The organism is Nocardia sp. NPDC041819, assembly GCF_055590505.1.
This window is the reverse complement of the sequence record NZ_JBVJAP010000004.1, coordinates 324,045-346,156: the sequence shown is the minus strand read 5'-3', so window position 1 is coordinate 346,156 and position 22,112 is coordinate 324,045. Positions and strand designations below refer to the sequence as shown.

25 protein-coding genes and 1 pseudogene are annotated in these 22,112 nt (G+C 68.3%); 10 read left to right on the top strand and 16 right to left on the bottom strand.

Features of this window, described 5'->3' with window-relative positions; all coding sequences use genetic code 11:
• Positions 1-130: 130 nt before the first annotated feature.
• Positions 131-598, bottom strand: a complete 468-nt coding sequence (locus tag ACZ6DL_RS16240) for an allene oxide cyclase barrel-like domain-containing protein (RefSeq protein ID WP_466051787.1) — start codon at positions 596-598, stop codon at positions 131-133.
• 164 nt (positions 599-762) lie between these two features.
• Positions 763-1,239 carry a hypothetical protein gene (locus ACZ6DL_RS16235; RefSeq protein ID WP_466051786.1) on the bottom strand — a complete coding sequence of 159 codons (477 nt, stop codon included), beginning with the start codon at positions 1,237-1,239 and terminating at the stop codon, positions 763-765.
• A 116-nt stretch (positions 1,240-1,355) separates the two neighbouring features.
• Between ACZ6DL_RS16235 and ACZ6DL_RS16230 the strand changes: the two genes are divergently transcribed.
• Together ACZ6DL_RS16230 and ACZ6DL_RS16225 are read left to right on the top strand one after the other, a co-directional pair.
• Entirely contained in the window at positions 1,356-1,973 is a 618-nt protein-coding gene (locus ACZ6DL_RS16230; RefSeq protein ID WP_466051785.1) for a GNAT family N-acetyltransferase, read from the top strand.
• Positions 1,974-2,006: 33 nt separating this feature from the next.
• Positions 2,007-2,729, top strand: a complete 723-nt coding sequence (locus tag ACZ6DL_RS16225; RefSeq protein ID WP_466051783.1) for a hypothetical protein — start codon at positions 2,007-2,009, stop codon at positions 2,727-2,729.
• Positions 2,730-2,860: 131 nt separating this feature from the next.
• Here the strand turns inward: ACZ6DL_RS16225 and ACZ6DL_RS16220 are convergent, their stop codons facing one another.
• Entirely contained in the window at positions 2,861-3,679 is an 819-nt protein-coding gene (locus tag ACZ6DL_RS16220) for a class I SAM-dependent methyltransferase (RefSeq protein WP_466051782.1), read from the bottom strand.
• Positions 3,680-4,210: 531 nt separating this feature from the next.
• On the opposite strand from ACZ6DL_RS16220, the gene ACZ6DL_RS16215 reads away from it, so the two are divergent.
• The gene (locus tag ACZ6DL_RS16215) at positions 4,211-4,522 is read left to right on the top strand and encodes a DUF3303 domain-containing protein (protein ID WP_466051780.1); all 312 of its coding nucleotides are present in this window, start codon (positions 4,211-4,213) and stop codon (positions 4,520-4,522) included.
• Between the two features lie 178 nt (positions 4,523-4,700).
• Positions 4,701-5,543, top strand: a complete 843-nt coding sequence (locus ACZ6DL_RS16210; protein ID WP_466051779.1) for a methyltransferase domain-containing protein — start codon at positions 4,701-4,703, stop codon at positions 5,541-5,543.
• A gap of 12 nt (positions 5,544-5,555) precedes the next feature.
• Here the strand turns inward: ACZ6DL_RS16210 and ACZ6DL_RS16205 are convergent, their stop codons facing one another.
• From ACZ6DL_RS16205 to ACZ6DL_RS16185, 5 genes and pseudogenes are all read right to left on the bottom strand, one after another.
• Positions 5,556-5,897 carry a hypothetical protein gene (locus ACZ6DL_RS16205; RefSeq protein WP_466051777.1) on the bottom strand — a complete coding sequence of 114 codons (342 nt, stop codon included), beginning with the start codon at positions 5,895-5,897 and terminating at the stop codon, positions 5,556-5,558.
• The gene (locus ACZ6DL_RS16200; protein ID WP_466051776.1) at positions 5,894-6,271 is read right to left on the bottom strand and encodes a hypothetical protein; all 378 of its coding nucleotides are present in this window, start codon (positions 6,269-6,271) and stop codon (positions 5,894-5,896) included. The genes ACZ6DL_RS16205 and ACZ6DL_RS16200 overlap by 4 nt, the downstream gene beginning before the upstream one ends.
• Before the next feature lie 126 nt (positions 6,272-6,397).
• Complete coding sequence (locus ACZ6DL_RS16195; protein ID WP_466051774.1) at positions 6,398-7,573, bottom strand: helix-turn-helix domain-containing protein; 1,176 nt, start codon at positions 7,571-7,573, stop codon at positions 6,398-6,400.
• A gap of 46 nt (positions 7,574-7,619) precedes the next feature.
• A complete protein-coding gene (locus ACZ6DL_RS16190) occupies positions 7,620-7,829 on the bottom strand; it encodes a hypothetical protein (protein WP_466051773.1) in 210 nt (69 codons plus the stop codon).
• Between the two features lie 112 nt (positions 7,830-7,941).
• Positions 7,942-8,031, bottom strand: a pseudogene (locus tag ACZ6DL_RS16185) (DUF3145 domain-containing protein); the annotation flags it as partial.
• A 130-nt stretch (positions 8,032-8,161) separates the two neighbouring features.
• Between ACZ6DL_RS16185 and ACZ6DL_RS16180 the strand changes: the two are divergent.
• Both ACZ6DL_RS16180 and ACZ6DL_RS16175 read left to right on the top strand, forming a co-directional pair.
• On the top strand, positions 8,162-8,407 hold the full coding sequence (locus tag ACZ6DL_RS16180) for a ribbon-helix-helix domain-containing protein (protein ID WP_466051772.1): 246 nt from the start codon (positions 8,162-8,164) through the stop codon (positions 8,405-8,407).
• Positions 8,395-8,820, top strand: coding sequence for a type II toxin-antitoxin system VapC family toxin (locus tag ACZ6DL_RS16175; protein WP_466051771.1), 426 nt, complete (start codon positions 8,395-8,397; stop codon positions 8,818-8,820). Before ACZ6DL_RS16180 ends, ACZ6DL_RS16175 begins: the two co-directional genes overlap by 13 nt.
• A 263-nt stretch (positions 8,821-9,083) precedes the next feature.
• Here ACZ6DL_RS16175 and ACZ6DL_RS16170 read toward each other — a convergent pair whose 3' ends face one another.
• Positions 9,084-9,617, bottom strand: a complete 534-nt coding sequence (locus ACZ6DL_RS16170; protein WP_040865831.1) for a DUF3145 domain-containing protein — start codon at positions 9,615-9,617, stop codon at positions 9,084-9,086.
• A 95-nt stretch (positions 9,618-9,712) separates the two neighbouring features.
• Positions 9,713-10,546: a serine hydrolase domain-containing protein gene (locus ACZ6DL_RS16165; RefSeq protein ID WP_466051768.1), complete on the bottom strand. Its 834-nt coding sequence runs from the start codon at positions 10,544-10,546 to the stop codon at positions 9,713-9,715.
• A 42-nt stretch (positions 10,547-10,588) separates the two neighbouring features.
• Between ACZ6DL_RS16165 and ACZ6DL_RS16160 the strand changes: the two genes are divergently transcribed.
• Both ACZ6DL_RS16160 and ACZ6DL_RS16155 read left to right on the top strand, forming a co-directional pair.
• The gene (locus tag ACZ6DL_RS16160; RefSeq protein WP_466051766.1) at positions 10,589-11,782 is read left to right on the top strand and encodes a serine hydrolase domain-containing protein; all 1,194 of its coding nucleotides are present in this window, start codon (positions 10,589-10,591) and stop codon (positions 11,780-11,782) included.
• A gap of 108 nt (positions 11,783-11,890) precedes the next feature.
• Positions 11,891-12,238 (top strand): iron chaperone, encoded by a 348-nt coding sequence (locus ACZ6DL_RS16155; RefSeq protein WP_466051764.1) that lies wholly within the window; start codon positions 11,891-11,893, stop codon positions 12,236-12,238.
• Between the two features lie 7 nt (positions 12,239-12,245).
• Here the strand turns inward: ACZ6DL_RS16155 and ACZ6DL_RS16150 are convergent, their stop codons facing one another.
• From ACZ6DL_RS16150 to ACZ6DL_RS16140, 3 genes are all read right to left on the bottom strand, one after another.
• The gene (locus ACZ6DL_RS16150) at positions 12,246-13,376 is read right to left on the bottom strand and encodes an NDMA-dependent alcohol dehydrogenase (protein WP_062969657.1); all 1,131 of its coding nucleotides are present in this window, start codon (positions 13,374-13,376) and stop codon (positions 12,246-12,248) included.
• A gap of 125 nt (positions 13,377-13,501) precedes the next feature.
• Positions 13,502-14,050: a DinB family protein gene (locus ACZ6DL_RS16145; protein WP_466051762.1), complete on the bottom strand. Its 549-nt coding sequence runs from the start codon at positions 14,048-14,050 to the stop codon at positions 13,502-13,504.
• Between the two features lie 72 nt (positions 14,051-14,122).
• Entirely contained in the window at positions 14,123-15,178 is a 1,056-nt protein-coding gene (locus tag ACZ6DL_RS16140; RefSeq protein WP_466051760.1) for a phosphotransferase family protein, read from the bottom strand.
• A gap of 89 nt (positions 15,179-15,267) precedes the next feature.
• On the opposite strand from ACZ6DL_RS16140, the gene pabB reads away from it, so the two are divergent.
• On the top strand, positions 15,268-17,499 hold the full coding sequence (gene pabB / locus ACZ6DL_RS16135; RefSeq protein WP_466051759.1) for an aminodeoxychorismate synthase component I: 2,232 nt from the start codon (positions 15,268-15,270) through the stop codon (positions 17,497-17,499).
• A 19-nt stretch (positions 17,500-17,518) separates the two neighbouring features.
• Here the strand turns inward: pabB and ACZ6DL_RS16130 are convergent, their stop codons facing one another.
• Positions 17,519-18,019, bottom strand: coding sequence for a hypothetical protein (locus tag ACZ6DL_RS16130; protein ID WP_466051757.1), 501 nt, complete (start codon positions 18,017-18,019; stop codon positions 17,519-17,521).
• Positions 18,020-18,104: 85 nt separating this feature from the next.
• Between ACZ6DL_RS16130 and ACZ6DL_RS16125 the strand changes: the two genes are divergently transcribed.
• The gene (locus ACZ6DL_RS16125) at positions 18,105-20,132 is read left to right on the top strand and encodes a TerD family protein (RefSeq protein ID WP_466051755.1); all 2,028 of its coding nucleotides are present in this window, start codon (positions 18,105-18,107) and stop codon (positions 20,130-20,132) included.
• A gap of 7 nt (positions 20,133-20,139) precedes the next feature.
• Here ACZ6DL_RS16125 and ACZ6DL_RS16120 read toward each other — a convergent pair whose 3' ends face one another.
• Positions 20,140-20,865 (bottom strand): TetR/AcrR family transcriptional regulator, encoded by a 726-nt coding sequence (locus ACZ6DL_RS16120; protein ID WP_466051753.1) that lies wholly within the window; start codon positions 20,863-20,865, stop codon positions 20,140-20,142.
• An 8-nt stretch (positions 20,866-20,873) separates the two neighbouring features.
• Positions 20,874-22,103, bottom strand: a complete 1,230-nt coding sequence (locus ACZ6DL_RS16115) for a cytochrome P450 (RefSeq protein ID WP_466051999.1) — start codon at positions 22,101-22,103, stop codon at positions 20,874-20,876.
• Between the last annotated feature and the right edge of the window lie 9 nt (positions 22,104-22,112).

Here is a 22,112-nt window from a genome sequence, read left to right as displayed (position 1 = left end):
TACAACGCCGATCCGAATCGTCGACCCCCGGCTGTCAGAGTGCTCGGGTTGCGGAGCGTTAGGCCCACAGAAGTAGAGCTTGCCGAGGTGGCCCATACCCGGGCAACCCGAGGCCGGTATCCGGTCGAGGTCAGGTGAGGTGGAGGGTCAGTTGGGTTCGGTCCGCGGCGACGACCTCGACATGGATGTAACCTCGGGCCGCCGTGTACTTGCCGGTGCCCCCGGTGATCGCGATGTCGTAGGCGCTCGCGCCGGGCGTGCGAGGATCGGTCACCGTGCCCTTGGTGGTGATCCGGCCCTCGGGCAGCGACAGCGCGCCGTCACACCGCATCTGCGCCGAAGCGTTCTCGGCGATGGACACGACCGTGCAAACCCCGGAGCCGCGGCCGAACCCGGCCTCGTCGCGCCGAAGATCGTCGATGTGAGTCACCTGATCGCCCGGACCGAGTCGCTTGTCGCCATCCCGGTCGAAGAACGAGGAACTCATCTCGATCGCGGTCAGCTCGATCACCTCGGCGGCCGCCGACGCCGCCGCCGGGCCGGTGACCACCGCGGCCGCGACCACGGCGATCGCCCCGCCCTGAATCCTGTTCGCCACTCGCAGACCTCCCGGTGCGGTTCGGTTCGAAGCGGTACAGCCGCACAAGATATCCGGCCCCCGCCGCCCCGGGCCGCCACCGCGGCATGTGACGGCGTTTCTTGTCTCACCCGGCCTCGCGAGGCCGCCGTGCGGCAGGATCGGCGGGTGCGCCCGCCGCCGCCTCAGTCCACCCTGATGGGGCTGCCGCCCTCGAAGGACGAGCCGTAGTGGATTTCGCGGATCCCGACCGGCTTCGCGGGATCTCCATAGGTATGCCCGGCGGTCACTTTCAGGCGCGAGGAGCGGGCAAGCCCACCCAACTGCCGATGTCCCGGCAAGTAGAGAGCGACCCTGTCTTCCAACTCTTCGACGGGCCCCACGTCGTGAGTATGCGTGTACAGGATGCCGAGCGGGCACCCCCAGTGCGGCCACCCCTCGGTACCTGCCGAGATCCAGTCGGCGTGGGCGTCGTCCGAATCGATGAAGAGCTCCCAGTGGTGAACGCCGGGCAGCCGCGGCACATAGTGCGAAGCGATCCAGACCACCAAGTCGGAGATCGTGGACGTGGCCGGGAACATCCAGCGTTGGCCGTGCGGGAGCGCGTCGTCGCCGGCGTTCAGCGACCCACGATCGAGGAGCACTTCCACCCAGCCCGACACGAGCCGAATACTTCCAAAGGCAGGCGGCGACGCGGAACAGGCGCGCCGCGCGTTCGCGGCTCGTTCGGCGCGTCCATTGCCAAGATCGCAGGCAGCGGGGTCGGTATCGTCGCGATATGCCCGCGTTGATCGCTCCGACGGCACGTCTGCATGCGGCCTGGCTCGAGGCGCATGAGGAGTGGGGGCCCGGCCCACACGAGGACGGCTTCGGACTGCGGCCGTCCGATGACGTGGAATCGCCGACGGGTTTCGCGGCCTGGGTGGCTCGGCTGGACCACGAATCGGGTCGGGCGGTGGACGAGACGGGCCGGGCGCGGTGCACCTACCGATGGATTGTCGAGGGTGACCGAGTGCTCGGCGGGATCGCCTTGCGGCATGAGTTCGACGACTTCGTGCGGTGGGCCGGGCACATCGGCTACGGCATCCGGCCGTCCGCGCGCCGGCGCGGGTTGGCCGGCTGGGCTCTGGGCCGGATGCTGGACGAGGCGCGGAGACTCGGCATGGATCGAGTGCTGATCGTCTGCGCGGTCGACAACATCGCCTCGGCGAAGACCATCGAGCGCCGAGGCGGCGTCCTCGAGCGCATCGTGGACACCCAGCTCGGTCCGGCACGGCGTTACTGGGTCGAGACCGGTGTCGATGACCAGCGGCCCGACCGCTGCGGCCGACAGGAAACCGCGGCCACCTCGCGGCTCCCTGTCGTACCGGCCTTCCCTCCCGCGGACGTAAAATAATCGGCACGAGTCCACTCCTCGAGGAGGTCGGCGATGACCGACAGCCCACGATCGATTGCCGCGACCGACAAGGCGCTTCCTTCGGGTACGGATGAGGAGCGATTCTCCGGCTACGGAGTGATGGGAATGCCGTTCGCCAGCGGTCACTACCTGGCGCTGCGGCACTTCCCCGCCAGCTCGGTCGGCGCGGGGTACGACGCGGTGTGGCATCGTGACCCCGACGGCAAATGGGTGATCCACAGCAGTGTCTCCCCGGCCACCAGCTGCGCCCGCTATTTCGGAGCAGCGCTCGAAGACGCGCGAACCGAAGACATCTCGGTCGATTGGACCGGCCCCGCCACCTTCACCGTGCGGGTGGGCGACAAGATCGTGTGGGATCTCCAGCTGGGACGATCGGTGGCGACAGCCGCGATGACGGGTCTCGGCCGCATGATGCCCGCCGCTCTCTGGCGACGCCCTGCCGTCTTATCGCTCATGTCGCGGGCGGCGGGACCGGCGCTCGGCGTGGGACGGGTACAGCTCAGCGGTACTTCGCCGAACGGTCAATTGTTCCGGGCCAACCCCCGGATGCTGTGGACCGTCGAAAACAGCACTGCCCGGATCGACGGAATAGATATCGGTCCTCCGGGACCTCTGGCCGAGCAGGCCAAACTCGGTGACTTCTGGCTGCCGCAACGCGGAATGTTCGCCGTGGGCGAGTCCTATTTCGAACAATACGATCCGACGCGCCATCACCCGGCCCACCCCGGTGCATGACGGACGCGCCGGTTCGGCTGCTCAACGGTCTCACCGGACCGCCAGACACCTGCGGTCGGCGCGTCGCGCCCACGCCCGGGTATACCCCAGCGTTCCGGGCGCGGACGCCGAACGAATAGCCCGTGGAGCAGTCAGCCCGCGCGGCGTCCGGTGACCAAAAGGTACTCCCACTCCATGCGCCCGTCGCCCAGGTCGTGCTGGGACGCGAGTTCCGCGAGACCCCGGTCCAACTGCGCGATCTTGTCGGGCTCCCCCGCAATGGCCTTGTACACCGCGACCGTCGGTCCGTAGTACGTCTTGAAGAAGTCGCGGAATTCGGCGGCGTCGGCGAAACGGTCGATGACCGCGTTCTCCCGGCGTAGCTCCAGGTCGGCGACGCGATCGCCGAGCAGCGACCGGACATGCGCTTCGTCGCCCCAGAGCGGGGGCGGCTGCGCGCCGGGCGGGGGCGGCGGAGCGAACGGTTTCATCGTGGCGAACATCTGCCCGATGAATCCGGAGGGCGTCCAGTTGATCAGCCCGATCGTGCCGCCCGGTTTGGCCACGCGCACCAGTTCGTCCGCGGCCGCCTGGTGGAACGGCGCGAACATGACACCGACGCAGGAGATCACCGCGTCGAACTCGGCATCGGAGAAGGGCAATGCCTCGGCATCGGCTTCCTGCCACTGGAGGTCGACGCCCCGGTCGGCGGCGATGCGCCGACCCGCCTCGAACAGTTCCGGCGTCAGATCGCTCGCCACGACATCCGCACCGGCCTCGGCAGCCGGGATCGCGGCGTTCCCGGACCCGGCCGCGACGTCCAGCACCCGTTGATCCGGGCCGATACGGCAGACCTCCACGAGACGACGGCCCAGGCCCGGGATGACTTCGGCGGCGATGGACGAATAGTCGCCCAGCGCCCACATCGCACGATGCCGCCGCTTGAGATCAGCGGAGCCGGATTCGGTCATCTGACGCTCCCTCTGTAGTCGGCCGTGAACACTGCCGAGATCGCCATCGAATCTTCCGCGCCGGGCGGCGATCGCTCCCGCCGACCCTGGGCGAGCCGCTACCAGCGCATTCTCACGAATCAGCGCGGCGCATCGAAACCGCGAGCCGAGCGAGTATTTACCCGATAAAGGTCGCGACAAACCGGGGCTGCCGCGATAGCTCGGCTACTGCGCACCTCGGCGCAAGCCGAGTGGAGCCCCCAGGGCTCCCGGACGGGGACGTCGATCGCCCACACCGGCTGCCCGGCTCGTCGCAGGGCCGCCAGCTTTCCCGGCCGCGCAGACCCAGTCGCACTGGTTCGAGAAAATCCGTCCCCAGGGTTGATGTTCTCCCGCGCATCCGCCGGAGCAGAGTGGGTGGTGTGCAGGTGGAAAGCCGGGAGAAGGCGATGCGCCTGGAGGCCGACCGCCTGGAAAACAACATGCGGGTATGTCTCCCGATGCGGACATCCCGCTCGAGCCGATAACGCGCGGTACCCAAGGGAGGATCGAATGAAATACGTGGTTTCCTGGACCTACCGTTGGACCGGATCCGCCACCGAGAATGAAGTGGCCATCCGGCGTGCCCTGGCTGTATTCGCGAATTGGAAACCGCTCACCAGCATGACGTACCACCAGTTCGTCGGCAGGCTCGACGGCAGCGGCGGGTTCGCGGTAGTCGAGACCGACAATCCGATGGATCTGGCCGACGCTCCGAACAAATTCGCGTTCTTCGCGGACTACCAGATCTACCCTGTCGTCGACATCGCAGAGGCCGCACAGGCGGTGCAAGACGGCGCGGAGTTCAGGGCGTCGATCGCCTGACTCGATAAGACGCACAACCGTTTTCCGGCATCGTGGACTTTGCGGACGCCGTCGAGTCGCTGTCGGCGGAGTTCGTTCGGCCCGTTGAGAGATAGCCCAGTCGCTGGCCAGGACAGTCGCCCAGGCGACGGGAAGGACGTGTTGCCATCTGCCGGGGTGCCGGGATTACTGTCGGGATATGCCGAGCGAGCCCCCGCCGTCCATCCCGTCATTCCATGTGAACGCGATTCCCGACGCTTCGCGCCCTACTACCGACGATCCGATGGGCGTGCTGGTCGGCATCCTGGATCTCCAGGCGGCGCTGCCGGGTATTCGGCGCATGCGCGCGTGGGCGCACGAGGTTTTGGCCGTCCAACCCGGCGAGCGCGCGCTGGATATCGGCGCCGGAACAGGCACCGAGGTGATCGAACTGGCCCGCCGAGTCGGGCCGCGCGGTGAAGCGGTCGGCGTCGACCCGAATCCCGCGATGCTCGCGATCGCCCGTGGGCGCGCCGAGTCGGCGGACTCTCGGGCCCGTTTCGTCGAAGGCACCGCCTACCAACTGCCGTTCCCGGACGATTCCTTCGACGCGGTGCGCTGCGAGCGCGTCTACCAGCACCTCGACGACCCGGCCGCCGCCACCGCCGAAATCGCGCGAGTCCTGCGGCCGGGCGGGCGCGTGCTGCTCATCGACAGCGACTGGCACACGGCCATCGCGCATCCCGGCGACGACGATGTGATGGCCCGCCTGTCCACGTCGCTGCTCGCGACCACCCCGAATCCGAAGTCGGGCCGAAGCCTGCGCGGCCTGCTCACCGCCGCCGGTTTCGCGATCGACGACATCGGATCGGAGGCGGTGATCTGGGATCCGCAGACCATCCGCCCCCTCTTCGCCCAGATGACCGAGCGCGCCCGCGCCGACGGCGTGATCACCGAGCAGGAACGCGACGACCTGGCCGCCACCATGGAGGCGGGCATCGCCAGAGGCGACTACCACCTCTCGGTCACCATGTTCGCCGTGCTCGGCCACCGAGGAGAGTGAGCCGCCCGGCTCTCACCGTTGCCGCCCCGCATCCGGCCGGATACGCCCGGCCTCCACGAGGACCCGCCACGCAGCCGTCTTGCGCGGACATTCCCCCACGCGACAAGCACGGTGCCGCTGCATGGTCATCTGCGCCTCCCCCACGCCCATCGCGTGCTCGGGAGCGTCATGCGGGAAACCCATCGGCCAAACCGTCGTGTCCATGTCTCCGCGCTCCCGTTCCACTCGCCGGGTGATCTCGTCCACGCTGCGCCCCTCCGGCAACCGAACAGGCCACAGCCACAAGGTCATGCCGACCAGCAAGGTGAGCAGCACCGCACCGATAGCGACCGCCAACAATTGCCACCCGGTCACGGCAACCTCCGGTACGGGTGATCGATGGGCAGCAGCGACGGCCACCGATACCCGCGCGGATACGTCTGCTCGGGAGTGATCAGGTCGCATAGTTCGGTGACCGCACGGGCGAACGGCTCGACATGAGCCGGCCCCGGCACGATCACCGCGACCGCATCCGCCACCCGGATATGCTCGACCGCCAGCAGAGCCGTCGTCCGGACCTCCGTAGCGAAGACGATCAGCTCCACCACGAAATACCCACGTGCGGCAGCTATTTCACGGATCAGCCACTCGTCACGTTGCTCGTCCGCACCGGAAACCTGGCGCCGAATGAAGCCCAGCGCGTTCGGCCCGATCGATGTGGCGCTCGTACAACCGCCTTCACCGTCCATCCCCAGTCACTCCCCTGCTCGTTGTGTTGGTGAGCACCCGCCGCCGAGGAGTGTGAACGGCATCGACTCGGCGGCGAGGCTGGGCACCAGCGTGCCCGCCGAGCGGAAAGTGACGATTACAGAGCGCTATACCGGGTGTGGATCAATGCCGAGGCTGTTCGCCAACGTCACAAGGCGACTGTCGATCGCCTTGCGGTGCGCGCGGCGAGCAATCGCCGCCACGGAATCGAGAACCATCGGGTCCATTCGGGTCCGTTGCGGGTCGACCATTTCGGCCTCCGAGAAGGCCCGTACCGCCTCGGCATCTTTGCCTGCGGCGGTGAGAGCATGGCCGTAGTCGGTCCAGAAATAGACGACTCGATTCGGCGCACGAACCGGCCGTGGATCCACGGTGCGAGCCACTCTGATCGCCGTGTCGCTGTCACCGAGTTCACTCGCCACCGACACATGCCAGATCGCCGCGCTGGTGGGGCCGAACCAGAGGCGACCGAACCCACCGTTCTCGGTCTCACCGAGCGAGCGCGCCTCGGAGTACGCCTCATCGAGCAGGTCGGAGGCGGTACCGTTCTGTCCCGCAATCGCATTGGCGATGGCTCCCCGGCACAGCAGGTTCCCGTATGCCTGCCGAACCGCGGTCGCACCGAGGAAAGGCTGCATCTCTGCCGCGGTACGGGACGCCAATCGACCAGCCAATGCCGCATTCTCCGGCGGCATCGCGTTCAGTCTGGAAATCTCCGCCAAGCCGATCCATTCGGAATGCTCCAGATTCCGAGCACATCGAAGCCCGGCATCCGCGATCCCCGAGGCAAGGTCAGGAAACCCCACCCCCTTGACCAGGAATCTGGCGTTGAACGTCAACTCGACGAACTCCGGCCCACCGAAGTAGAAGGCATCCCGCAGCAAATCAGCCATGCCCGGGGCAAGCGCGGCGTAGTCCGCGTTATTGCGCAGGATCGTCGAACGGGCAACCGCTTCGCGTACAGCCTCCCGTGGCCGTTCCGGCTTCCGGCGTTCTTCCACCGAGATTTCGACGTAAGCCGACCTGATCTCCGGAATAGCCGCCATGGCAACAGCCTTGGCCGGATCCGTCGGATCTCCCGGTTGCCCCAGCAGCTGCGCGACGGTGACGTTCAGCGCACGAGCGATGGCAACCTGGGTCGCCCGCCGATCCAAAGCTCGCTGCCCACTCTCGATCTGCGAGATATAGCCCTGCGTCAGCCCGGCGCGATCAGCCAGCACCTTCTGACTGATCCCACCCCGTCGCCTGCGCCAGTACCGGATGCGCTGCCCGGTGTGCTCCATGTCTCGAGGGTAGGTCGTCGCCGGGAGGGGGACCAGCCGGAATCCCTCAGAACAGATGACACTGGTCGGGCGGCAGGACGCGCACCACGCACAGGCCGACGATGCCGAAGAACAGGACGCTCGCGATCGCGCCTCGGACCGCGTCGACGACGCCCGGGGGCACTTCCACGGACGCCGCGACCGGTTCGGCGGTTGCCGTCGCAGGGGCAGCCGTCGCGGCCGTCAGGGCGATCGCCGCTGCGGCGATGATGCGCATACCGGCATGCTTCATGGTCGACTCCTCGTGCTCGGCCCCGACCGTGTCACGACCCTATCCCCGTCGGCGAAACCGGGGCAGACACCAATTCCGGTGGCTACAGCGGTGACACCTATCCCACGTCCCGGCGCAGCCAAGTGACTTCGGCGCCGGTTTCCGTTCCGTAGCGGTAGATTTCGAGGTCCTCGCCCCAGACGGTGCCCGTGACGGCGGTTTCGGCGGTCGAGTCGTCAGGCGGAGCACTTGCCGAATTCGCAGGTGGCACGCAGCCGCGATTCCGCCGATCAGGACATCACCGTCGGTGCTCGGAGGCCGTACCCGGACCGAAACCGATGGTATGCTGGCATACCATGAAGCGTACGACGGTGAAGCTGCCGGATGACCTGGACAGCCGAGTTCGGCATGAGGCCGCCCGGCGGCAGATGACCGTTTCCGAATGGACCCGGGAGGCCCTCTCAGCCCACTTGCCAGGATCAGGTGAAGCCCGCAGATTCGGGGCCGCCGGAGTCGGACACAGTGGGCGATCGGATATTTCGGAGCGGATCGAGGAGATCCTGCGCGGGGAGTGGGACCGATAACGCGACTACTGGTCGACGCAGGCCCGCTCTACGCCTACGTCGACGCCGACGATGCAAACCACGCTCCCTGCTTGGACCTGCTTCAACACCACCGAGGCCCTCTCGTGGTGCCGACTTTGGTCATCACAGAAGCGGCTTATCTGATTGCGACCCGGTTGGGCACGAACGCGGAGGTTCGATTTCTCGGAGACTTCGCCGAGGGATTATTCGAGGTCGAGCCGGTGCACCCCAGTGATTGGCTGAGGATCGCGGAATTGACCTCGAAGTACCGCAACCTGCCGCTAGGCACCGCCGACGCTTCTGTCATCGCGGCAGCAGAACGACTCGGCATTCGGCAAGTGGCCACATTGGATCGCCGTCACTTCTCAGTGGTCCGGCCGAAACACCTCAACTCTCTCGAAATACTTCCCTGACGAGCCGGTCAGCCGCGCCGCTCCCGAGCCGCTGACCACGCCCGGTCAGGTGCCCGGCCCCATACGAGGTCCAGGCCAGGCGCGAACGCCGATCGGCGCAGTCGGACGATGCCGAACAGGCACGATTGCCATGATCATTTCTTGTCGTCGACGACATGGGGTGATTTCGCCGCCGCTACAGTCGGTTCTGTAGCAATCCGGGCTGTCGCCCTGACTCAGCGCAACTGCGGCGACAGGTGCGATCGCCGTGTCCGCGGAAACCTCTACCCCACGTCCCGGCGCAGCCAAGTGACTTCGGCGCCGGTTTCCGTTCCGTAGCGGTAGATTTCGAGGTCCTCGTCCCATGCGGTGCCGAGGGCGCGGTCGATTTCGGCGGCCAGGTCGTAGGCGGAGTACTTGCCGAGTTCGCGGGTGGCCTGGAGCATGGCGCGCAGGCGCATCTCGCCGACCATGACGTCGCCGTTGGCGCTCGTGGAGCCGTGCCACAGACCGAGGCCGGGGACGAAGCTGTAGCGTTCGCCGTCCACGCCGTCGCTAGGGTCCTCGGTCACCTCGAAGCGCAGAACGGGCCAGGAGCGCAACGATTGGGCGATCTTCGAGGCGGTGCCGACCGGACCGATCCACTCACTGGTGGCGCGCAGTTGGCCGTCGGCCGGTTGGGCGGTCCAGCGCAGCTTCGCCGGGGCCCCCAGGGCCGAGGTGAGTGCCCACTCGACATGCGGGCACAGCGCGGCAGGCGACGAGTGGATGTAGACCACACCCGCCGTCGCGTCCGCGAACTGACTCGATGCGCGCACCACCAATACCTCCAGCTTCGACGAGGACCGTCTTCCCCAACGATTCGTCGGACTGGCGTTGCCTGAGTGTACTGGAGTGCCCGAAGTTACACGTGTTACTTCGCGACCGTGTTGCGACCGGCTGTCGCCTCCGCCATCACGGCGTCGCTCAGTGGTGGCCAGGCCGCCCGCGCCCAGTCGCCGAAATTCTCGTCGCTCAAGGCGAGACACGCCAACCCCGTTTTCGGGTCAACCCATAAAAATGTCCCGGATTGGCCGAAATGTCCATAGGTTTGTGGCGAATTCGTGCCACCGGTCCAGTGCGGAGACTTGCCGTCACGGATTTCGAAGCCGAGCCCCCAGTCGTTGGGGCGCTGCGAACCGTAGCCGGGCAGCACGCCGTTCAGGCCGGGGAACTGGACGGAGGTGGCCTCCGCGTGCGTCTGCGCCGAGATCAACCGGGGGTTCAGCAATTCGGCGGCGAAGCGGGCCAGGTCCGTCGCGCTGGACCGTCCCGCGTGCCCGGCCGGACCGGCCAGGACCGAAGCGGTCATGCCCAGCGGCTCGAACACGGCGTCGCGCAGGTACTCGTCGAACGCGATCCCGGTCTGCGCGGTGAGGAATTCGGCGAGCACTTCGAAACCCGAGCTGGAGTAGATCCGCCGGGAGCCGGGCGGCGCCTGGGTGTCGGTGGTGTCGAACGCGAGTCCGGAGGCGTGCGCCAGCAGATGACGCACCGTGGCGCCGGGCGGTCCGGCGGGCTGGTCGAGGTCGACCGCGCCCTCCTCCACGGCGACGAGCACGGCGTAGGCGACCAGCGGCTTGGTCACCGACGCGAGCGGGAACACCCGCTCGACATCGCCTTCGCTCGCCACGCCGCCGTCGGCGGTGACCACCGCGGCCGCCGCGTGCCGAACCGGCCATTCCCGAATCTGTTCGAGTGAACGCACCCTGCGAGCCTACGAGAACCGGGTAGCTACCATCGACTCGCCATGAGTGAAAAGCCCACTGTTCACGGCGAGGTCGCATCAGGTTTCGAACCGGTCGCCGACGCCTTCCGCCGCAACTTCGAGCGCCACGGCGAAATCGGCGCCGCCGTAGCGGTATACGCCGGTGAGCGCCCCGTGGTGGACCTGTGGGCCGGCTTCCGTGATCGCAGGCACACGCTGCCATGGGAGCGGGACACGATCGTTCCGGTGTTCTCCTCGACCAAGGGCATGGCGGCGTTCACCGTCGCGGCTGCGGTAGCCAAGGGTCTGCTCGACTACGAGCAGCCGGTGGCGAAGTACTGGCCGGAGTTCGCCGCCCACGGCAAGGACGCGATCACGGTGCGTCAGTTGATCGACCACCAGGCCGGGCTGTCCGGCCTCGGCGAGATCGTGCGGCTGCCCCAGATCGCCGACCTGGACGGCCTCGCACGCATTCTCGCGGCGCAGAAACCGGCCTGGCGGCCCGGCACCAGGCACGGTTATCACGCGATCACCCTCGGCCTGTACCAGGGCGAGCTGCTGCGTCGCGTCGACCCGCACCACCGCACGCTCGGACGGATCTTCGCCGAGGACATCGCCGCACCGCTCGGTGTCGATTTCTGCATCGGTCTGCCCGCCGAGCAGAGCATGGACCGCATCGCCGCGATGTCGGCCACCCGCGGCCTGGACGTGTTGCGCTACGAGCGCGATCTCCCGCTGCGGATCGGCGCGGAGATCTACGCCGGACGCGGGCTGTCGCACGCGGCGCTGACCAACCCGCGCTGCGGGGCTCCGGCGCGGGCGACCCGGCGCGAGTTCCTCGAGGTGGAACTGCCCGGGTCCAACGGGGTGGGCAACGCCCGCGCGCTGGCCCAGGTCTACGGCGCGGCCGCCGGTCGCACCGGGGCGCTCCCGATCGACGACGCGCTGCTGGACCGGCTCGCCACCGACCGCACCGCCGACGACGTCCCCGCCGAGGACTTGGTGCTGCACACCAAGAGCCGCTATCACCTCGGCTTCCGCAAGTCGCGCGGTAGCTTCCGCTTCGGCTCCGACAAACGCGCCTACGGCACCACGGGGCTCGGCGGTTCGTTCGGCTTCGCCGACCCGGCCACCGGCCTGGGCTTCGGTTACACGATGAACCGGCTCGGCCTTGCCGTCCTGGACGACATCCGCAGCCGCAACCTGCGCGAAGCCTTGCTGCGCTGCCGGATCTGAACTCCGGCGGCACGCCGGGCCTCTCGCGAACCGCTGTCCGGCCCACGGGCTGCCTACACTCGGGAGGCACTCGCCGACCAGCTACCGACCGTGGAATCGAGGGAGCTCGTGGCAGACCGACCGGCCACCGTAGACGCGTATCTCGCCGCGTTCCCCGACGACGCGCGCGGCATCCTCGACGCGATCCGGCGCACCATCCAGGACGCCCTGCCGGAGGCCACCGAGGCGATCAGCTACGACATCCCCACCTTCCGGTTGCACGGCCGCAACGTCGTGCACTTCGCGGGGTGGAAGCAGCACGTCAGCCTCTACCCGATCCCGGACGGCGATCCCGCGTTGGCACGCGAGCTCGAGCCGTACCGGGCGGGCAAGGGAACGCTGCGGTTCCGGCTCGGCGAACCGGTGCCGTACGACCTGATCGCACGGATCGTCACCACGCTCGCCGAGCGGCGGTGAGGGCGCTCTACCAGTCGGCTTCGGTGTACTTGATGATCCCGCGGATGTTCTTGCCGTCCAGCATGTCCTGGTAGCCCTGGTTGATCTCTTCCAGGGAGTAGCTGCGGGTGACCATGTCGTCCAGGTTGAGCTGGCCGGCCTTGTACAGCGACAGCAGGCGCGGCGCGTCCTGGCGGGCGTTGCCACCGCCGAAGATGCAGCCCTTCACCGTCTTCTGCAACATCGACAGCAGGAAGCTGTTCAGCTTGACGTCGTTCTCGTCCATCCGGCCCATCGAGGTGACCACCAGGGTGCCCGCCTTCGAGGTGAGGATCAGCCCCTCCTCGATGTACTCGCCGTGCATCTCGCCCATGGTCAGGATGACCTTCTCGGCCATCCGGCCCTCGGTGGCCTCCAGCAGCGGCATGATCGCGGCGGCCATGCTCTCGTAGGTGTGCGTGGCGCCGAACTTCTGCGCCTGCTCGCGCTTCCACGGATTCGGGTCGATGGCCACCACCTTCGACGCACCCGACAGCACCGCGCCCTGCAACGCGCTCATGCCGACGCCGCCGATGCCCGCGATCACCACGGTCTCGCCCGGCGCCACCTGCGCCACATGGGTGGAGGAGCCGAAGCCGGTGGGGACGCCACAGCCGACCAGGCAGGCCACCTCGAACGGAATGCTCGGATCGATCTTCACCACGGAGGTGTGGTGCACCGTCATGTACGGCGCGAAGGTGCCCAGCAGGCACATCGGGATGACGTTCTCGCCGCGGGCCTGGATGCGGTAGGTGCCGTCGCTGATCGCCTGCCCCATCAGCAGGCCCGCACCCAAGTCGCACAGCGCCATGTGTCCTGCCACGCAGGCCGGACAGCGGCCGCAGGCGGGGATGAACGACAGGATCACGTGGTCGCCCACCTGCAGGTCGGCCGGGCAGTTCGGGCCGAGCTTGGTGATCACGCCCGCGCCCTCGTGCCCGCCCATGACGGGGAAGGACGGCATCGGGGTCGCGCCGGTCACGATGTGGTGGTCGGAGTGGCACATACCGGCGGTTTCCATCCGGATCTGCACCTCGCCGGCGACCGGGTCACCGACCTCGATCTCCTCCACCGACCACGGCTGGTCGATCCCCCACAGGATCGCGCCCTTCGTCTTCATTCCTGTCGACCCTCTCGCATGCACGTGCTTTCATGTGACTGCACCCACAGTACGAGAAAAATGTAACGCGTTCTAGTACCGGTCGGAAAATTCGTCGGCAAAGCGTGACAGCATCGCCGAACGCGTTACAGTTCGACGATGCGTTCACCGCGCACGTCGTGCACGTGGTGCAGGAGATCATGGAGGATGTACCGCGCGAACGACTCCACCGTGAACTCCGCTCCGTCACTGCGCGCACCGCGCAGACCGCGCCGCTCGGGTGGCACCGATTCGAAAGCCAGCGCCGCCCGCTCGGCGGCCTCGGCCAGCTCCCCGGCCACCACGGCCGGATCCTGCTGGTTGTAGCGGTCGGTGACCGCGGCCGCGTCCTGATCCCAGTTCGGGAAACGCGGCGGCTCCCCCTCGGGGTCATCGGTCAGCATCAGGCCCAGGCGAGTGTCGGACATGCGGCACACGTCGCGCACGTGCGCGCCGTATTCCAGCGCCGACCAGGTCGATTCATCCGGCCGCACGCGCACGCCGGGGCGGTCGAGCACCCCGGCGAAACGGATGGCCGTCTCCCGGATCAGCGCGGGCACGGCTTCGTAGGCGGTCGCGGCGGCGTCGAAACCGCATTCGGGACAGGGGCGGCTCAACACCCAGGTCCAGTCCTTGACATCGGGAACGATCGGCATGCGCTCAACCTAGGCGCGGCAGGACAGCGCCTTCCACCGATATCCGGTCAACTATCGGGCACATCCCGACAGTCACTCCATCAGCCGCTGCGCCCGCTCGAAGAGTTCCAGCGTGATCGCGTGCAGGAAGTCGCCGACCTGCTTGGGGGCCTTGCCCGCGAAGGCGCGGGCGTGCGTGCCCTCCAGGACGATGCCGAGCTTGAAGCAGGCCAGCACGGTGTACCAGGGCATCGCAGTCAGGTCGCGATCGGAGAACTGCCCGTAGTGCGCGATCATCTCCTCGGCCGTCGGCAGCCCGCCGACCGCGCCGAGCTTGCCGACCAGCGCCGCGCCGGTGGTGCCGGGCTCCGGGCGGGTGGCGATCTGCCAGCCCAGGTCCAGCAGCGGGTCGCCGATGGTGGACATCTCCCAGTCGACCATCGCCGCCACCTGCGGGCCGTCGAACTCGAACATCATGTTCGCCAGGTGGCAGTCACCGTGCAGGATGCCGGGGGTCCACCGCGCGGGGCGATTGCGGTCCAGCCACTCCCCCACCGCCGCCACGCCGGGAATCTCCGGACCGGGGTAGCCCTCGTTGGCCGAATACGACTCCAGCTCACCGAGCCAGCGCGGCACCTGGCGCTCCAGGAATCCCTCCGGCTTGCCGTAGTCGGCCAAGCCGAGCGCCTGATAGTCCAGCGCACCGAGCCGCGCGATGGCTTCGACCGCGGACAGGCCCATCTGCCTGCGAACTTCCGGATCGCCCGCGTGCAGCTCGGGCAGTTCGTTCTGCGGATTGAAACCGTGGATCGGCTCCATCAGGTAGAAGACCGCGCCGAGCACCGACTCGTCGGCGCAGGCCGCGATCACCCTGGGCGCGCGGACCTCGGTGCCGCCCAGTGCGCCGAGCAGCCTGGCCTCGCGCCGGATCACGTCGTTGCTCTTGGCGCGCAGGTGCTTCGGGCCACGGCGCAGCACGTAGGCGCGGCCACCACGCGTGAAGCGGAGCATGATGTTCTGCGTTCCGCCACCGAGCGCGATCACGTCCTCGAACTCACCCCCGGACAGACCCTGCTCATCCATCCACTTTCCGACGACGGCGAAGTCGACGACCGCGGGATCCACATCGACCGGTTGCGCAACAGACATGTCCCACATTGTGCACCACCCGCCGACCCGAACTGAAGGCAGACGACAACAGTTAGCTCCGACCGGTGCGGCGTAGGGTTTCCAGAACCATGCACACGCTGTTGATCGACAACTACGACTCGTTCACCTACAACCTGTACCAGCTGATCAGCGAGGTGAACGGCGTCGAGCCGACGGTCGTGCGCAACGACGAGGCGCACACGGTCGCCGAACTCGATCTGGGCCGCTTCGACAACGTCGTGGTCTCGCCCGGACCGGGGCGGCCGGACGTGGCCCGCGACGTCGGAATCTCCGCGGCGGTGATCGGCGAGAGCGACCTGCCGTTGCTCGGGGTGTGCCTGGGCCACCAGGGCATCGTGGTCGCGGCGGGCGGCGTGGTCGCCGAGGCGCCCGCCGCCAGGCACGGGTATCTCGATCGCATCGAGCACGACGACCGCGACCTGTTCGCCGGGATTCCGCAGGGTTTCACCGCGGTGCGCTATCACTCCTTGTGCGCGCTGCGACCGCTGCCGGACGATCTGGAGGTCACCGCGCTTTCCGGTGACGGCGTCGTGATGGGTGTGCGGCACCGCGCGCGACCGCAGTGGGGCGTGCAGTTCCACCCGGAATCGATCGCGAGCGAGTTCGGCGCGGCGCTGCTGCGCAACTTCGCGAAGCTCACCGCCGCGCATCGAAACAGGCGTGCTTCCACGGTAAGAAACCCGTCGGTCGCCCTGGCGCGTGATCGCGTAGCGGAGCCGGTCCCCGCAAGCCTCCCGCTCCCCTGCGACACGGCTTCACCCGTGCCGCTCGCAGCCGAGCAGTTCCCCGCCGCGGCCGTCGAGCTCGCGCGGTCCGCCGATCGCGCGTCATCCGCTGGGCGCACCGGTCCGATCCACTCCGTGCCGCGGACCTACCGGCTCCAGCGGGCCGTGCTCGAACGGCCGATCGATACCGAGCGCGCGTTCGTGCAGTTGTACGACAACTCCCCGACGGCGTTCTGGCTGGACAGCGAGCATGTTGAGCCCGGAGCCGACCGGTTCTCCTTCCTGGGCGACGCGAGCGGTCCCCTGGCCGAGGTGCTGCGCTATCGCGTGGGCGACGGCGAGGTGACCGTCGAGTCCTCCGACGGGCATCGGCGCACCGCACCCGGCGGCATCCTCGATTTCCTGGCCGCCGAGCTGCGCACGCGCCGGCTCGAATTGCCCGATCTGCCCTTCGATTTCGTCGGCGGCTACGTCGGTTATCTCGGTTACGAGGTGAAAGCCGACTGCGGCGGGAACGCGGTTCACCGCGCCCCGACCCCGGACGCCCAGTGGATCTTCGCCGACCGGATGGTGGTGGTCGACCACGTCGGCGGGCGCACGCACCTGCTGGCGCTGAGCGACGACGTGGAGACCGCCCGATCCGCCGCCGACTGGCTGCGCGACACCCGCGAAACCCTGAACACCCTCCCGACCTGGACGAATCCGCCGCCGCTCGAGGTGCCGCCGGACGATGACGCCGTCGAGCCACTGCTCACCCGCGGCCGGGAGCGCTATCTCGCCGATATCGCGGTCTGCCAGGAGCGGTTGCACGCCGGCGAGTCCTACGAGATCAACTTGACCGACAGCGCCACGATCCCCGCCTCCGCGGCCGGCGGCCTCGATTTCTACCGCACGCTGCGCCGGTGCAATCCCGCCCCGTACGCCGCCTACCTGCGCTTCGACGACCTCGACATCGCCTGCTCCTCGCCGGAGCGCTTCTTGAAGGTCGACCGGCGCCGCATCGTGGAGAGCAAGCCGATCAAGGGGACCGCGCCGCGCGGCGCGACACCCGAGCAGGACGAGCGCCTGCGCCGCGAGCTGGCCGACAGCCCGAAGACCAGGGCGGAGAATCTCATGATCGTCGATCTGCTGCGCAACGATCTGGGCCGGGTCTGCGAGATCGGCAGTGTGTATGTCCCGAAGCTGATGGCCACCGAGCAGTACGCGACCGTGCACCAACTGGTCTCGACGGTGCGCGGCAGGCTGCGCCCGGAGGTCGGCGTGGTCGATTGCCTACGCGCATGTTTTCCCGGCGGCTCGATGACCGGCGCGCCGAAGCTGCGCACCATGGAGATCATCGATGCGCTGGAAACCGAAGCGCGCGGCGTCTATTCGGGCACGATCGGTTTCCTCGGGCTCGGTGGCACCGCGGACCTCAACATCGTGATCCGCACCGCCGTGCGCTACGGCGGACGCTGGCGGATCGGAGCGGGCGGCGCCATCGTGCTCGACTCCGACCCGGCCGACGAGTACCACGAGGTTCTGCTCAAGGCGGCCGCCACGTTGCGCGCGGCCGCCGACCACGCGCACCGCTGAACGCGAGCGTCCTTCTCGACTATTTGCGCCGCTTCGCCGGCTTTCGCCGGGCGGGCTGCTCGGCGGGTGGTTCTTCGGCTGCACTCAGGCCTGCCAGCTTGCCGAGCAAGGCGATTCCGGGCAGCTTCGCCAGACGCCCGAACACGTCCTCACCCAGCGAGATCATCGCTTCCAGCCGGGGCAGCAGCCGGTCATAGGCCGCGAAGGCCGGATCGGCCAGGGCCAGGGTGCGGTCGAGCCGATCGATGGTGGAGTTGAGCCGCTCGATCGCGGTCGAGAGGTTCTCGATGAGGCCGGGCAGTTGCGCGGCCAGCTGCGCGGACGCGGGCGGCAGCCGCACCGCCGTGTCGAACGCCGAGGTCGCGGTGAGCTGGGCGGCTTCCAGCGCTTGGCCCGCAGCCGTCTGCGCCGCTTCGACCGCCGCCTGGGCGGCGGCGAGGACGTCGGCGGGACCGGGTACGCGCCCGCTGGGCAGTCTCGGGGTCGGCGGCTTACGACCCGGGCGTTTCGGGTTCGTCATGGGGAACACTGTGCCGCACGCCCCGCCGAAGGACCTCCCCTCGCGCGTTCGGCGTGTCGGAGGGGCGTGGCATAGTTCGAGCACAATGAAACTCAGCAAGGGCGCGAACGCAGCGGTACCGACATCCCTTCTAGCCGTGGTTGTTTCATGGCGATCGGAGCACGCGGTGGACGCGCACGCCTTGCTGCTGGACGCGAACGGCACGGTTCGCTCGGATCGGGACCTGGTGTTCTACAACGCGCCGCGGCACGTCTCCCAGGCGGTCACGCTCGATCAGGAACCCGCGCCGGGCACCGCGCGGCTGAGCGTCTCGCTGCCGCGCACCGAAGCGGACGTCGAGCGCATCGTCGTCTCCGGATCGGTGGAGGGAAGCACCTTCGGCGACATCCAGGAGTTGACCGTCGCCGTGCACTCGGTAGACGGGGTGGTCGCGGCGTTCGAGATCGACGACGCGGACGCGGTCGCGGCGCTGATGTTCGGCGAGTTCTACCGCCGCGACGGGCAGTGGCGGTTCCGCGCGATCGGCCAGGGCTGGTCCAGCGGGCTGGCCGGGTTGGTCGGCGAGTTCGGCGTGCGGGTCGACGACCCGTCGGCGCCCGCCCGCACCACCCATCCCACCAATCCGTTCCGGGTGCACCGATCGGCCGCCACGGCACCGGCTCGAGAACGACTTCAGGCCACCGCCGAGTCCGGCCTCGGCTCGGCCGAACGGGCCGATCGCCACGACTTCGCCCAGCCCCGGCGCGTCCCGCACGGGTCGTTCTCCTCCGGCCAGTCGCGCAGGAACGGCGAATCCGCCGCGGCCGAGCGAACGGACGCATCGAACGTCGCCGCCGAACACACTTCGGTACAACGCGTCCGCGAGCACGACCACCAGGCCGAGAACCCACCCCCGCGATCCGAAGGGTCCGAAGCGCCACGCCCGGGCACACCCGCATGGCCACGCACCGAAGTGCTCGGCCGCGCGGACACCGCTGCCCTCCAGCACTTTCCCCGTCCGGTCGATCTCAACCGCTACACCCCTGAAAGCGCACCTCCCCCTCCGCCCCCGGACCCCGAATGCGCGGACTGGCACCCGGATCCGGAGAACCCGGAGCGGATGCGCTGGTGGGACGGCGCAGGATGGACCGAGGACCGGTATCTGCCCCCTCCGCGCGGCGACCGCCACTGCGCTCGCTGCGCAAGCCCGCTGCGCCGCAAGTTCTTCGGCGGGTTCGCCCCGTGCCAGAGGTGTGCCGAGGAGATCGAGGAATACCTCGTCCATTGGCACACCCGGGCCTGGCGGGTGCTCACCGGCCACGGTCCGCGTGGCCCCGAGTGGGCGGCGCTGTGGGCGTCGTTGCGTTATCAACGGATCGACGCCGAAGCCGGACGCGCGGCGTTGCGCGACGCGGCGCTCAGCTATGTGGAGCGGCTGGTCACCTTCGCCTTCGCCGACGGCGAGGTCAGGGACGCGGAGCTGGAACTGTTCGAGCAGGCGGTCACCGAACTCGGACTCGGCGGACCGCTGATCGATGATCTGCGCAGACGGATGCATCGCGGCAACACCCTCTATCGGTTGCGCACGGGCGACCTGCCGGTGGTCCGCACGCCCGGACTGCACTTGGACCCCGAGGAGAAGGTGCACCTCGACCTGCCCGCGACGCACGTCCGTCAGCTCGCGCGCGGCCCGAAGCTCACCGAGGGCAGGCTGATCGGCAGCAACAAGAAGCTGCGTTTCGTCGGCGCCGACACCGGTATCGAGATGCCTTGGTCACGGGTGGTTTCCGTGCACGCGGAGCAAGGCGCGGTGGTGATCGCGGCAACCTCGGCGCGCGGCGGCGCGACGTTCGCCGTCGACGATCCGGACTACGTCTCGGCCGCGCTGGAAGGCGCGCTGCGCGTGGCCAAACGTCTCGTCCTCACTCCGGGCCAGCGTGACACCCGCAGCATCTCGCAGGAAGTGAAGGCGCAGGTGTGGCAGCGCGACGGCGGGCGGTGCGTCGAATGCGGCGACGGGCACTACCTGGAGTTCGACCACATCATTCCGCTCAGCCGCGGTGGCGCGACCAGCGCGGCGAACCTCCAGATCCTGTGCCGCGCGTGCAACCGGGCCAAGGGCGCCCGCATCTAGCCCGGTCTCACTCGGTGAGCAACCCCGCCGTGCGGCCCAGATCGGCGAGCATCGCGTCGAACAGGATCTCCGGATTGTCCAGCGGGATCGGATAGTTACCGAAGACCTCGAGTGTGACGTGCCCGTAGAGCCGCGCCCAGATCTGGATCATCAGATACGTCACCCCGAGATCCAGTTTCTCGGCGGGGAATTTCTGGCTCGACTCCGACAGCGCGGCCAGCAGTTCGGTCTGGAAGTGCACCAGGTCCTCGCGCAGTTCCGGCGGAATGACGTCGGTGGACGGCGTGACGATGTCGTAGGTGGCCAGCAGCCTGCCCGCCGTGGCCAGGAAGACCCGGCCGAAGGGCTCGTCGAAGCGGCGCAGCGCGCGGGCCTGCCCGGCGCCGGGCGAGGCGAACACCAGGGTGAACTCCCTGGTGTGCGTCAGCGCCCAGCGCCGGAAGCCACGGCAGATGGCGAAGAACTGCACGGCGCCGTCGTCGGGCAGCGTGGCGATCTCGGCGGTCAGTTCCGCCGCCAGGTCGGCGCAGAAGTCCAGCCGCAGTCGCTCCAGCAGGTCTTCCAGCGAGTTGTAGTACCGGTACAGCGCGGGCGCGGTGACACCGAGTTCGCGCGCGATGGCGCGCAGGGTCACCGCATCGGGCCCGCGTTCGACCAGCAGCGCGCTGGCCACCCGCCGGATGTCGGTGTCGGTCACCACCGGCGCGCGACCCCGTGGTCTGGACTGTTGCACCGATCGATTCAAGCGTATTCGACTTCCCAGCGCTTGATTCCGTTCAGCCAGCCCGACCGCAGCCGCACCGGCTCGGCGACCTGCCGCAGGTTGGGCATCACGTCGGCGATGGCGTTGAACATCAGATCGATCTGCAGCCTGGCCAGGTTCGCGCCGACGCAGTAGTGCGTGCCGGTGCCACCGAAACCCACGTGCGGGTTGGGATCGCGCAGCACGTCGAAGGTGAACGGATCCGCGAAGGCTTCCTCGTCGAAATTGGCCGAGCTGTAGAACAAGCCGAGCCGCTGCCCCTTCTTGATCTGCTGGCCGCCGAGCACGGTGTCCTGGGTCGCGGTGCGCTGGAACGCGGTGACCGGCGTGGCCCACCGCACGATCTCGTCGGGCGCGGTGCGCGGGCGCTGCTGCCGGTAGATCTCCCACTGCTCGGGGTGGTCCACGAACGCTTTCATGCCGTGGGTGATCGAATTGCGCGTGGTCTCGTTGCCCGCGACCGACAGCAGGATGACGAAGAACGCGAACTCGTCCGAGCCGAGGTGCTCGCCGTCGATGTCGGCGTTGACCAGCTGGGTGACGATGTCCTCGGCCGGGCAGGCGCGCCGCTGCTCGGCCATGTTCCAGGCGTAGCCCATCACCTCGGCGGTGGCGGCGTGGTGATCGCCATCGAACTCGGGGTCGTCGTAGGAGATCATCTGGTTGGACCAGTCGAAGATCTTCTTCCGGTCCTCCTGCGGGATGCCGAGCAGCTCGGCGATGGCCTGCAACGGCAGTTCGCAGGCGACCTGTTCGACGAAGTCGCCGCTGCCGGACTTCTTCGCCTCGTGCACGATCCGCTCGGCGCGTTCGGTCAGCGCGGCGCGCAGGCTCTCCACCGCGCGCGGGGTGAAGCCCTTGGAGATGATGCGGCGGGTCTTGGTGTGCTTGGGCGGATCGAGGTTGAGCAGCAGCATGTCGCCGAGCATGTCGATCTGCTCGCGCGTGGTCTCCTCGTTGAACCGGATGATGGCGGTGTTCTCGTGCGAGGAGAACACCTCGGGATTCTTCGAGATCTCCTTGATGTGCGCGAGCTTGGAGACGACCCAGTAGCCACCGTCGTCGAACCCGCTGGCCCGATCGGGCTGCGCGCACCACCACACGGGGGCGGTGCGGCGCAGTTCGGCGAACTCTCCGATGGGCAGGCGGGCGGCCAGCAGGTCGGGGTCGGTGAAGTCGAATCCCGTGGGGATCGAGGGCGTGGTCACGGTCACGGC